Below are 12,409 nucleotides of genomic sequence, written 5' to 3'. Positions count from 1 at the left end.
TCGCCGGTGCGGTACATGCGTTGGCCGGGTAGCCAGGGGCAGGCCACGAATCGTTCGGCTGTCACGTCCGCTCGGTGGTGGTATCCGCGGGCGAGCAGATCACCCGCGACATACAACTCACCCGCCACACCCGCCGGAACGGGTTGCAGGCGCTGGTCGAGGATCCAGGTCGAGGCACCGCAGACCGGGTGCCCGATGCTCACCAGTTCCTCTGCCGTCATGGGGGCGCTCAGCGTCGCGGCGATAGTGGTTTCGGTCGGCCCATATTCGTTGAGCACCGTGCGGTCGCCGCCCCAGCGTTGGACCAACTCGCTGCCGTAGTCCTCGCCACCGACCATCAGATACTTCAGATCCGGTAGCGGCCAACGGGTGTGATCGATGGTGGACAACGCCGAAGGAGTGATCAGGACGTGGCTGACATGTTCGCGGTCGAGTAGTGCGGCGAGTTCGTCGCCACCGTAGACATCAGTGGGGGCGATGACCATGGCCGCGCCGCCGAGCAGCGGCAAGACCGTTTCCAGCACCGAGACATCGAAGCTGGGTGAAGCCAAATGCAGTGTGCGGGAGCTGGATTCGATGCCCATCGCATCCCGGTGTGTCGCGGCGAAATTCCCCAGACCGCGGTGGGTGACCGCCACGCCCTTGGGCAGCCCGGTCGATCCGGAGGTGTAGATGACGTAGGCGATATCGTCGATCCGCAACGGACGAACCCGATCACTGTCGGTGATCGGACTACTGTCGGTCTCGTCGTGGTTGTCCTCGGCTGAGTCGAGGTAATTCGAAATAAGCCAGTCGGTGCTGTCAGGTAGTTGCGCGCGGACGGATGTCACGGTCAGACCGGTCGTTGCATCCGCATCGGTCATCATGTGGATGATGCGTTCGGTGGGATGAGTCGGATCGACAGGCAGGAACGCCGCCCCCGTTTTGGCGACTGCCCAGACCGCGAGAACAGAATCCGCCGATCGCGGAATACCGATCGCGACAACATCCTCCGGCCCGATACCACGCCGAATCAGCAACCGCGCCAACCGATTCGAGCGCTCGTCCAACTCCCGATAACTCAACCGCTGCCCATCGAACACGATCGCAGTGCCGTCAGGATCGAACGCGACTGCTGCCGTCAGCAAATCGGGCAGCGTGGTGGGCGGTGCCGAGGGTGTGCCGGAGCGGGTCAGCAGATCGGCTCGTTCGGCAGGCTCGAGCACATCGATCGCCCCGACCGCAACAGTCGGATCGGTGACGATCGACTCGAGAATCCGAATCCACCGATGCGCAAGCGAATCGATGGTCGTGGCGTCGAACAGGTCGGTGGCGTAGGTGACCGCGACGGTCATATAGCCGCTGTCATGATCTTCCGACAGGATGAATTGCAGATCGAATCCAGGCGTTTGATCGCTAGGGTCGACCACCTGCGGCTCGAAATCGGACAGGGCCGACCCCACCGGCTCCTGATTCCGCAACGCCAACAGCACCTGAAACAGCGGATGTCTGGACTGGGACCGCTGTGGCACCAGCTGGTCCACCACCTGCTCGAACGGAACGTCGGCGTGCTCAAAGGCGTCCGCATCGACTTGTTCGATCCGACCGAGTAGTTCGGTGAACGATTCAGCGGGATCGATCTCGGTGCGCAACACCACGCGCGCCGCGGCACCGTCCCCGGCAATCGGTGTGCCGATCGGAATGTCAGTGGTGCCGCTCAACCGGGCGAGCAGTACCGCCAACGCGCCATGGATGGCGGTGAACAGCGACGAACTGTGCTGCTGGGCAAACCCTTCCACCGTCCGAACCAACTCGGCAGGCAGCGCGTAGTTCGCCGTGGCCGCTCGATTCGACGACACCACCGGCCGCGGCCGGTCGAACGGCAGCGGAAGGTTCTCGGGCAGATCCGCGAGTGTTTCCCGCCAGAACGCCAGATTCTCCCGGCGGCGGCGGATCCGAGCGCCCTCGCCAACGCTTTCGGGGTGAACCTGCTCGAGCGCAGTGTCCGGCGCGGCGGCGAACGCGTCGAGAAACTCTTCGAACCTCGTGCAATGCGCCGAGAGTTCGGAGTCGGTATAGAGGTTGGGATTGGCCAGCAAGTGCAAGATCGTCCGCGGCGGCTCCCCGGTTTGATACAGGTCGACCAGCAGATCGTCGACCGGCCCCGAACTGAGGATATGGAACTCCCCAGGCACCGATCCGAACCGGATCTCCTGGTAGAAGAACATCACATTCACCACCGGACCCGCGAAACGCCGCAGTCCGCCCTGGTATCCGACGGCAGCACGAATATCGGTCAGGCCGCACCGCTGGTGCCGCAACGCCCCCACCAGATCGGACTGCACCCGCCGCGTCACCGTCGTCACGGTGTCGCCCGAATCGAGGGTGAGCGGAAGCGGAGCGACATTGACGAACATCCCGCCGGACCGCCGCAGCACGGCGTTCGTGCGACCCGATACGGGAATATTGACCATGACGTCGTCGCGACCGGTCATCCGCGCCAGATAGCAGCCGAACGCGGCGATCACCACCGCGGCCGGGCTCGCGTCCAACGCTTTCGCGGCATGCTCGATCCGCTGCACCGTCGTCGGCGACAGTTCGGCCTTCGCGACTGTACTGTTCGCGCAGGCGGGTGCCTGCCCGGCGACCAGACTGGACTCGTCCCCGACGTCGGCGAGTCTGTTCACCCAATATTCCTGATCGTCGGTGAACCGCTTCGACTCCCGGTAGCTGCGGTCGGCGTCGTAGAGGGCGCGCACATCCGCGGCCCGGTTCGGCTCCGCCGTCCGGCCCTCCAGCGCCGCCCCGTACAGTTCGGCGATCCGGTTGATGATCATCATTCCGGCGTAACCGTCCAGCGCGACGTGGTGGATTCTGCTGTACAGCAGGTAATGCTGCTCCCCGACCTGCACGATCGCCGTTCCCACCAAGCGGTCTCTGGTCATGTCGAGCGGAGTGGTGTACTCCCGATGCATCCACTCCAACCCCGCCGCGACGGGATCCGGTTCACCGCGCATATCGATCACCGGCGCCGGCGACTCGAGCGACGGGTCGAACACCTGGTACGGCTCGCCGTCGACCTCAACCAGCCGCAGATATCCCGACTGGAACTCGTGGCCGGCCCGCATCGCTGCTTCGCGCAGCAGATCGACGTCGAGATCGCCACGCAACTCGACGTACTGTGCCTCTGATATCGGCACATCCGGACTCAATTTCTGCGCCAGCCACAACGCCCGCTGCCCGGCAGACAGCGGCACTTGCTCTATTACCGACACGTCCGGCTCGGTGTCTGCGCTCGATCCCCGCTCGGGATGAAACTGTGGTCGCAAAACGGTCATTTGGCCTCCTCCAGCGCCGACCACGGCCGGTCCAAGTCGAATGGGCGGCGTGCGTGTACCCGGCGTTCGGAATTCGACGGCGAAATAATCACCGAATTGAGCAAGGCAGTTGGCGGCATACTTGACTATCGCGGGATCCCGCCGCGGCGTATCAGATGTCGAATGAAAACCGGCATCACGCAGGGATCTTCGCACCTCGTTTCGCCGACTGAATACGCTCATTTTCAATGACTTTCGTCTTGTATATAGTCGACCGAATCGCGTTCGCGAATTTCACAAATCGGCATAATTCACCCAGGGCCGTTAACACATGATCTTCGCATCGCGATTCTCGAATTCTCGCCGGAATCCGGGAGCTGTTCGGCCGCGGTCCGCCATCGCGCGATCCGCTGGTGCCCCATCGCCCAGAACGTCCGTTCGCGTCGGGGCTGTACCTGGGTGGCGGCGGTATCGTGCCAGCTCAGGCCGGATATCAACCGGTCACTCGCATAACCCGGCCGGTTGCTCGGTGCGGACGTGTACAGCAGTTGGCTTCATATTCGACCGGTGGTGTGCGACCGAGCGGGTGCATGAGCCGACTGGCATTGAACCAACGGACGCATTCCGCAGTAAGGGGTCTCGACGTCGGCGAGCCGGTTGAGCGGGCCGCGCTGGAACGGTGAATCGTCACGGACCGCCTCGGTCCGGTGGAGCGCAATTGTCGTCTCTGCCAACGCATTATCGAATGCGTCACCGACCGAGCCGATCGATGGAATCATCCCGACAATACGAGTGGTTCACCGATGAACCGTCAGATCACCGCTGATTCGGGTCGCACTCCCACCAATGCCCTCAGATTCCGAAGACCGTTCCCTGAGTAAAAGATCTTGATTCTGGGTAGCATCGTTCTTCGTCATTGCGCTTACACCTGCCGCCGGCAACCTGTACTGGATTGTGTGACATACGGCTGGAAAGGCTTATCAGCCGGACGATGCGCACACGATGACAGCTCACCCGGTTTGCTAACGCCTGCTGGCGAAGGGAGCTGACTGACCAAAATGACCGCGAAATCGACCGTCCACAGCGTGACATACGATTTGTTGAGGTCGCTGGGCCTTACGACCGTATTCGGTAATCCGGGATCCACCGAGGAGACCTTCCTCAAGAACTTCCCGGATGACTTCACCTACGTGCTAGGTCTTCAGGAAGCATCCGTCATCGCCATGGCCGATGCCTTCGCCCAGACCACCCGGCGTCCGGCGCTGGTGAACCTGCACTCTTCCGCTGGGCTCGGCAACAGCATCGGCAACCTGGTCGCCGCCTACCGAGGGCACACTCCGCTCATCGTCACGGCCGGCCAGCAACACCGCGAGCTGCTGATCGGCGATCCGTACCTGACCAACCTCGATGCGGCGAACCTGCCACGGCCGTGGGTGAAGTGGTCCTACGAGCCCGCACGCGCCGAGGCCGTACCCGAAGCGATCATGCGTGCCTATGCGATGGCCGTGCAGCCGCCAGCGGGACCGGTGTTCCTGTCCATCCCGCTCGATGACTGGAACCACCCCCTGGAAGGGCCGGCCGTACTGCGTGATGTCAGCAGGACCTACGCCCCCGACCGAGAGCGCCTGCGGCGCTTCGCCGAACGCATCACCGCCAGTCAGCGGCCGGCCCTGATCTTCGGGCCCGACGTGGACCGCGCGCGCGGATGGCAGGCCGGCATCGCACTGGCCGAGAAATTGAAGGCCGCGGTCTACAGCCCGCCGCTTCCGGACCGCGCCTCGTTCCCCGAGGACCATCCCCTGTACCAGGGTTCGGTCGGCATGTCGGTCAAGGCCGTCGGCGAGCGGCTCGCCGGACACGATCTCGTCGTGGTCATCGGGGCCGAGGTCTTCCGCTACTACCCCTACGTGCCCGGCGACATCCTCCCCGCTGGGACCGAACTGTTGCAGATCACGGACGACCCAGCGACGGCCGCAGCGGCCCGTATCGGTGACAGCCTCCTCGGCGATGCCCGGCTGTCGATCGAACTCCTCACCGAGCTGGTGGGTGACGGCAGCGGCCGCGCGCAGCCCAAGCCCATGCCACGACCTCGGAGCCTGCCGGAAAACGCGAGCAGCCCGCTGACACCGGCCGAGGTCTACGCGGCTCTCAGCGAGGTCCGTCCGGAGCACGCGGTCTTCGTCAACGAGTCCACCTCGACCATGGCCCAACATGCCGAATGGCTGCCCACCGTCGAGCCCGACTCGTTCTTCGCCACTGCCAGCGGTGGTATCGGCTGGGCTGCACCGGCTGCCGTCGGTGTCGCGCTCGGCGACCGGGACCGCGGTGTCACGCGTCCGGTGATCGGCCTGATCGGGGACGGATCGTTCCAATACTCCGTGCAGGGCCTGTGGACCGCGACACAACAGAACTTGCCGATCGTGTACGTCGTGATGCGCAATCACGAGTACTCGATCCTCAAATCCTTCGCCGAACTGGAGGAGACGCCGGGTGTGCCCGGGCTCGACCTACCGGGCCTCGACATCGCCTCCGTCGCACGGGGTTTGGGCTGCCACGCCGTCGATGTCACATCCACCGGAGACCTCGAAAAGGAGTTCAGACTCGCGCTGGAATCCGGCACCACCACGGTCATCGTGGTGACCACCCAACCGGAGAAGGCCATGCTCTGAGGTTTGGGTGACCCGGGGGAATCTCACCCCTGGGTCACCCGACCTGAGGACGAGGGCCGCGCCTGCCGACTGCGGACTTGTAGTTGACTCGGCGCCGTTCCGGCTCGGCCGACAGCCGCCATCCCTCCCGCGCCCGGCGCCGGTGCCGAGCGCCGATCGACTCCCGTCGCTCCGAATTCGGTTCGCTCGCATACGCCGCCGTTCGCAATGCGGACAGGGTGAGCGCCCACACCCAGCGCTCGACAGCATCTGACCCGCTACCGCGGTGCGACGTAGCGCCCGCCGGTTCGAGCGCGGCGGTCGTGCCGCAGCCGGATCGATGACTTGCCACCGCTGATGCATCCAACTGGAGATACGCGGCAACCGTGGTGGACGCCGACGTTCACTCACCGCCGCTGTGTAGCGGTGTGCTGACGGTATGCTGGAGGACAATCAGCCCAGGGGCGTTGTAATGGGGTACGTGCAGTGGCCGCAGGGGAATTTCGGGGTCGAGGATGGCTGAATTCGGTCCACTGATGACGCAGCATGACAACCCGATGCCGACTCGGTTACGGGTGATTCTGGCCGAAGACGACGTGCTACTGCGCGAAGGTGTAGCGAGCCTGCTCATCCGCTCCGGGTTCGACGTCGAAGGACAAGCCGGCGACGCGTCCCAACTCCTGGCACTGGTCCGGGACCGAGTACCGGACCTGGCGATAATCGATGTTCGGATGCCGCCCACGCACACCACCGAGGGCCTCGATGCGGCACGGGTGATCCGCGACGAACTCCCCCAAGTCGGCATCCTCATGCTATCGGCGCATGCCGACGTCGAGCATGCGATGGAGCTGCTGGCCAGTGGTCGTGGGATCGGCTACCTACTCAAGAGTCGGGTCACCGACGTGGAGGATTTCATCGACACTCTCCGACGGATCACCAAGGGGGCCTCGGTAGTCGACCCGGCCCTCGTTCAAGAGCTCGTGTCGGCTCGGCGACGCAACGATCCTCTTGCCGTGCTCAGCGCGCGGGAGCGCGAGGTGCTCGCTTTGATGGCGGAGGGGCGTTCCAACGCCGGCATCGCCCACCGGCTATGGGTCACCGAGGGGACTGTCGAAAAGCACGTGCGCAGCATTCTCACCAAGCTGAATCTGCCGGAGACCGCCGAGGACCATCGCCGAGTCCTCGCCGTCGTCAGATTCCTCGAGGCTCGCTGACCTCCGGACAGCGACCAGTGTGACCTTCGGCCACCGCTGCTCCACCGGCACAGCGTCCCGCGATGCTCGTCGAACCGCACAACCGACGGCCGCGTCCGCTGCAACAGACCGTCAGCGATGCGCGCTGCCTGGTGAGCGTCCGAGTGGGCCCACGCCCGGCCGGAAGATACGCCCTACCGCTGGCCCGCATCCTGGGTTACCCGTTGACCGGAGGCGCGGAATTGACGGTAGCCGTAGTGACGCAGCCGCATATCCGCGCAAGTATCTGTATACAGCCGCAAATACCACAAGCAACCCAGGGGATTCCGCCGTGCGGATGCAGATAGCGCGCCGTGAATTACAACGCACGATCGAATCGGAAATCTCGGATTCCGCATTCTTCACCCGACGGCATCAATCACTCCAACGATCATAAATCTGGAAACGCTCCAGTGAATTGGCGGTTGTTCCCGTGGAACGCACCTCAGAAAGGAGCGCAATTATGACTACAGCGCGTCGAAACCATGTCAGCCGGCGTCTCGCCGACGATATCCGTAACTTCACGGCCTCAGCTGAGCTGACGGCCAGCCTTCAGCGCGTGCTGGTCGATCTCATCGAACTGCACCTGCAAGGCAAACAGGCCCATTGGAACGTGGTCGGAACCAATTTCCGCGACCTGCACCTGCAGCTCGACGAACTCGTTGACGCCGCCCGCGAAGCCAGCGACACCATCGCGGAGCGGATGCGGGCCCTCGACGCCGTACCGGACGGGCGATCCGATACCGTCGCAGTCACGACGAGCCTGCCGCCTTTTCCGGCCGATGAGCTGGATACGGGCCATGTCGTCGACTTGATCACGACACGCACCTACGCAGCGACCGACACCCTCCGCGACGTGCATGATGCGGTCGACGCCGAGGACCCCAGCACCAGCGACTTACTGCACGAGGTCATCGACTCGCTGGAGAAGCTCGCCTGGATGATCAAGTCGGAGAATCGCAAGATCTGAACGCCCGAACCTCGATCCGCCGCCGGCGCGCCCTTCGCCCGGCGGCGGATTCACGGATGTGAACCGATGCGGTCCAGCTGCCACGACCATGCTCCCTGCTGTTCGGGGAGGTCGCGGGCCCCGGTAAGAAAGGCCGGGCTGACGTCGGCGATGAGACAGCGCAACGGCGTGACCGGCGACATCATGAAGGTCATTCTGCTCGAGCACGGGGCGGCGCGCATTCCGGCTACCGGGAATACTGCTCGGCATTGTGATTGCCATGACCAAGACCTGCGCAATTCCGGCTGGCGGGAACGACTTATTGACGCCAGCCGTGGCGACAAAGTTTGCCATCCGGGCGAAAGTAGCCGATATGAAGACCACAACATTGGAAAGAAGCGGACTACGCGTCTCCCACATCGCGTCCGGTACATGGCAACTGGGCGGCGAATGGGGTTCGTTCGACGAAGACGCGCCGGTTGCCGAACCGTCCCCGGAGACGATGTGATGACCGGTTCGGTGCGCACCGTGGCGGTACTGGGCACCGGCACGATGGGCGCGCCGATCGCACGGAATCTGCTACGCGCCGGGTTCGACGTGCTGGTGTGGAATCGAACCTCGGTCGAGGCAGCGTTGGTCGCCGCTGGCGCACACCGGGTCTCCAGCATCGCCGCCTCCCCTGCCGAGGTGTTGATCACCGTGTTCGACGACGGCGCCGCCGTCGAGCAGGTGATGACCCGGCCCGGCGGTGCGCTATCGGCTCTTGCTCCTGGAGCGATCTGGATCCAAATGAGCACTGTCGAGCCCAAATACTGCGCTCGTCTCGCCGACCTCGCCATCCGGAACAACATCCTGTTCATCGACGCCCCGGTGGTCGGCGGTCCCGGACTAGCCGAGTCTGGAGAGCTGCTCATCCCCGCCTCGGGCGTACGTCCGGTCCGGCCGTTGGTCGAGCCGATCTTCCGTGCCCTCGGCCAGCGAACACTCTGGCTCGAACGTATCGGCGACGGGAGCAGCCTCGGCATCGCGCTCAACAACTCGCTGAATCTCCTGGTCGAGGGAATGGCCGAAACCCTCACTCTCAGTGCGGCCTTCAACATCGCCCCACAGCAGTTGCTGAATGCCGTCGCCGGCGGGCCGTTGGCAACGGGGTAGGCAAGGAACAAGGCAATGCGGACATCACCTCGCCGCTGATCCTCAGGTGGCTATTCGGGCCAGGGGCTGGCTTCGATGACATCGACGAAGTCGGGGCGGGTGAAACCGGGCTGGAAGTGGGCAAGGACGTCGGCGTTGACGGTTCCGAAGGTGGTCTCGGGCCGATCGCCGAAACCGTTGGTGAACGCGGCGAGGATCTGCTTCTTGAAGTCGGGGCGGGGATGAGCCGCGGTGACCGCCTGGATGTCGCCGGGGTCCAAGTCGTGGTAGCCGATACCGAGGACGTCGGTCTCGACCCCCGCGGTCACCAGTGCGATCTCGGGGGCCATGTGCTCGGGAATGCCGGGTGTGGTGTGCAGTGCGATGGCGGTCCACACCCGTTGTGCCGCGTCATCGTCGATCCCATGGGCGGTGAGGAATCGACGGGCTTCGTCGGCGCCGTCGACTTCGAAGCGTTGGGTGGTGCTGCGGTAGGTATCGGTCAGGCCCAGGTCGTGGAACATCGCGCCGACATACAGCAGCTCGGGATCGGGCTGCAGCCCGCGCCGCTGCCCTTGCAGCATCCCGAACAGATAGACGCGCCGGGAGTGGTGGAACAGCAATGGCGGAGCACTGCTGCGAACCAGTTCGGTGGCCTCCGTCACCAGTCGACGGTCGGGGATCGCGACTCCTGCGATGTGCTCGGTCATGACGATGCTCCTCGCGCTGCGCCGATCTCGCGATCCGGTAACCGGCGGGGGTTGGTTTTTCACCTACTTTGTGTGGCCAACTTTCGGTCGCTCTGCGGCGGTCGGTTCGTGTAGCGCCTGCTTGGCCCGCACTCCTTGTTCGACTCGGTCACCGAGATCCTTATCAATGTTGTGCAGGTATGCGAACGTCCTGGTGAGCACGGGTGGGCTCACGCCGTCGAGCAGGTGTCCGATGATGTTGTTGACCAGTCGTGTCCTGGCGGCGTCGTCGAGAACCGTGCGGACCATGGTGCCAGCCTGTCCCCAGTCGTCATCGTCCGCGCGCAGCGTGTAGGCGGTTCGCACCATCTCGCCGTCGGCATACCAACTCGCGGGCGGTCCCGCCACCGCGGGATCGGCGTGCGGTCCGCCCTTCGAGTTGGGCACATACACCGGATCGCCTGGGTTGTGGTGGCGCATGGCGCCGTCTTTCGCCCACGATCGGACCTCCGTGCCGTGTGGCGAATTGACCGGTAGTTCTTTGTAGTTGATACCTATCCGGTGTCGGTGCGCATCGGCATAGGAGAACCAGCGCCCGAGCAGCATCTTGTCGGGGCTTGGGCCCGTGCCGGGTACTGCGTTATTGGGCTCGAACGCCGCTTCTTCGATGTCGGTGAAGTAGTTGGCCGGGTTACGGTTCAAGGTCATCTTGCCGACCTCGATCAGCGGATAATCGCCGTGCGGCCATACCTTGGTGAGATCGAAGGGGTTGTAGCGGTAGGTCTTCGCGTCGTCGAACGGCATGATCTGCATCTTCAGGGTCCAGCTCGGGTACTCACCGCCGTCGATCGCTTTCCACAGATCACGCTGGTGGTAGTCCATGTCGATCGAGGTCATATGGGCGGCTTCGTCCTGGGTGAGGAACTTGATGCCCTGATCGGTCTTTAGGTGGTACTTGACCCAGAACCGTTCGCCGGCAGCGTTGATCCACATGTACGTGTGGCTGGAGTACCCGTTCATGTGCCGGAAGGTGGCCGGGATACCGCGATCTCCCATCAGCCAGATCACCTGGTGCGCCGATTCCGGCGACAGGGTCCAGAAATCCCATTGCATGTCGTTATCGCGCAGATTGTTGTCGGCGCGCCGCTTCTGTGACCGGATGAAATCCTGGAACTTCATCGGATCCCGCACGAAAAAGACGGGTGTGTTATTGCCGACCAGGTCGAAATTGCCCTGCTCGGTGTAGAACCTCACGGCGAACCCACGCAGATCTCGCACGGTGTCGGGATATCCCTGTTCACCGGCGACCGCGGAAAACCGCACCAGCACTTCCGTTCGCTTGCCGGGCTGGAACACAGCGGCCTTGGTGTAGGCACTGACATCGTTGGTCACTTCGAACGTGCCGAACGCCCCGCCGCCTTTGGCATGCGGTTGCCGTTCCGGCAGGCGCTCACGATTGAACGCCGCCATCTTTTCGATCAGATACGCGTCGTTCAGGAGAATCGGGCCATCCGGGCCAACTGTCAAGGAATGGTCATCGCTCGGTGCCGGAATTCCGGCGGCATCGGTTGTGTAGTTCGGCTCGGACATTTTTCTCCTCTTCCACAGACATAGAGCCGCAGCCCCCATCGGAGCGTTGTGCGTCGTCGGCGGGCGTGGCGGTCGTGGGCCGCATAATCGGTGGCTGAACCTGGCTCCACCTCGCCGAAGGCAGTTGGTAAGCCAAGTCGTCGGTTGGTGTCGGATACGGCACCGTGGACAACCCGGCCGGCGCAGGCGGCGAGCACAAGTCCAGTGCTCGTGTCGAGACCGAAATACCTACAAACACAACGGGTGTTTCTCGAGAGTCGTGAGCACCGTCTACCCCGTGGCAGCCTGCGGATCGACACCGCGAAGCAGTCCAGCATCTGCCACGACCAACCATCCCGTCGTGCTCCAATTCGATCACGGCCGAGGGAACCTTTCAACCCACCCGGCGACGGTCGGCACCGACCCAGCACTGGGCAGTCGCCGCTACGCCACGTTGTCCTGGGGTGCGCCTGCGTTGAGGACTGCCGCCATGTCGCCCAGCGAGTCGATCAGCTTGTTGATCTGGGCGGCCCCGTCAGCCGCACAGTCTGCGGGACCTGCCCACGGCAACGCGGTTGCTGGTGGCATGCAGGTAGGAATATCGGCTGGCGGGAAGCATGGATGGGTGTCAGCCGTGGCGACGTGGGCTCGCTGGAGCGCGATTCTAAATGTGTCCATACAGACCATTGAAGGGAGCGCAACCATGCGAATCAGAAACTACATCACACCGGTGTTGGCGGTGGGAGCGGCAGCAATAGCTATCGCAGCCGCGCCGACGGCCCAGGCCGATCCCGTTTCGGCTCCGCCGGCAGCTATCGCCACCCCCGGAGTCGTGGCCGCCCATGGTGGGGCGGCCGGTCACGGCGGCGGCTTTCACGGCGGCGGCTTTCAC

Annotated in this window: 11 protein-coding genes and 1 pseudogene; 6 read left to right on the top strand and 6 right to left on the bottom strand. The window is 63.9% G+C overall.

The window, feature by feature from the left end; translation table 11 throughout:
- A partial coding sequence (locus ABZ293_RS41530) for an amino acid adenylation domain-containing protein (RefSeq protein ID WP_355189831.1) occupies window positions 1-3,317 on the bottom strand: 3,317 nt, incomplete at its 3' end.
- Between the two features lie 472 nt (window positions 3,318-3,789).
- Window positions 3,790-4,084, bottom strand: a pseudogene (locus tag ABZ293_RS41525) (hypothetical protein); the annotation flags it as partial.
- Window positions 4,085-4,354: 270 nt separating this feature from the next.
- On the opposite strand from ABZ293_RS41525, the gene mdlC reads away from it, so the two are divergent.
- The 3 genes from mdlC to ABZ293_RS41510 all read left to right on the top strand — a co-directional run bounded on the left by mdlC (window position 4,355) and on the right by ABZ293_RS41510 (window position 8,146).
- A complete protein-coding gene (gene mdlC, locus ABZ293_RS41520) occupies window positions 4,355-5,965 on the top strand; it encodes a benzoylformate decarboxylase (protein WP_355189830.1) in 1,611 nt (536 codons plus the stop codon).
- Between the two features lie 536 nt (window positions 5,966-6,501).
- Window positions 6,502-7,158, top strand: coding sequence for a response regulator transcription factor (locus tag ABZ293_RS41515; protein WP_355189833.1), 657 nt, complete (start codon window positions 6,502-6,504; stop codon window positions 7,156-7,158).
- A 481-nt stretch (window positions 7,159-7,639) separates the two neighbouring features.
- The gene (locus ABZ293_RS41510; RefSeq protein WP_355189832.1) at window positions 7,640-8,146 is read left to right on the top strand and encodes a DNA starvation/stationary phase protection protein; all 507 of its coding nucleotides are present in this window, start codon (window positions 7,640-7,642) and stop codon (window positions 8,144-8,146) included.
- Window positions 8,147-8,196: 50 nt separating this feature from the next.
- On the opposite strand, the gene ABZ293_RS41505 is transcribed toward ABZ293_RS41510, so the two are convergent.
- The gene (locus tag ABZ293_RS41505; protein ID WP_355189829.1) at window positions 8,197-8,331 is read right to left on the bottom strand and encodes a hypothetical protein; all 135 of its coding nucleotides are present in this window, start codon (window positions 8,329-8,331) and stop codon (window positions 8,197-8,199) included.
- Window positions 8,332-8,405: 74 nt separating this feature from the next.
- Between ABZ293_RS41505 and ABZ293_RS41500 the strand changes: the two genes are divergently transcribed.
- The gene (locus tag ABZ293_RS41500) at window positions 8,406-8,633 is read left to right on the top strand and encodes a hypothetical protein (protein WP_355189828.1); all 228 of its coding nucleotides are present in this window, start codon (window positions 8,406-8,408) and stop codon (window positions 8,631-8,633) included.
- Window positions 8,633-9,280, top strand: coding sequence for an NAD(P)-dependent oxidoreductase (locus tag ABZ293_RS41495; protein WP_355189827.1), 648 nt, complete (start codon window positions 8,633-8,635; stop codon window positions 9,278-9,280). Before ABZ293_RS41500 ends, ABZ293_RS41495 begins: the two co-directional genes overlap by 1 nt.
- A 50-nt stretch (window positions 9,281-9,330) precedes the next feature.
- Here the strand turns inward: ABZ293_RS41495 and ABZ293_RS41490 are convergent, their stop codons facing one another.
- From ABZ293_RS41490 to ABZ293_RS41480, 3 genes are all read right to left on the bottom strand, one after another.
- Window positions 9,331-9,969, bottom strand: a complete 639-nt coding sequence (locus ABZ293_RS41490; protein WP_355189826.1) for an HD domain-containing protein — start codon at window positions 9,967-9,969, stop codon at window positions 9,331-9,333.
- Window positions 9,970-10,032: 63 nt separating this feature from the next.
- Window positions 10,033-11,538, bottom strand: coding sequence for a catalase (locus tag ABZ293_RS41485; RefSeq protein WP_355189825.1), 1,506 nt, complete (start codon window positions 11,536-11,538; stop codon window positions 10,033-10,035).
- Between the two features lie 423 nt (window positions 11,539-11,961).
- On the bottom strand, window positions 11,962-12,105 hold the full coding sequence (locus ABZ293_RS41480) for a hypothetical protein (protein ID WP_355189824.1): 144 nt from the start codon (window positions 12,103-12,105) through the stop codon (window positions 11,962-11,964).
- Window positions 12,106-12,220: 115 nt separating this feature from the next.
- On the opposite strand from ABZ293_RS41480, the gene ABZ293_RS41475 reads away from it, so the two are divergent.
- On the top strand, window positions 12,221-12,409 hold a 189-nt coding region (locus ABZ293_RS41475), incomplete at its 3' end, for a hypothetical protein (protein WP_355189823.1).

It is taken from the genome of Nocardia sp. NPDC005998 (genome assembly GCF_040614395.1).
In the GTDB taxonomy this organism is placed as follows: Bacteria; Actinomycetota; Actinomycetes; order Mycobacteriales; family Mycobacteriaceae; genus Nocardia.
This window is presented reverse-complemented; position numbering and strand designations above follow the sequence as displayed.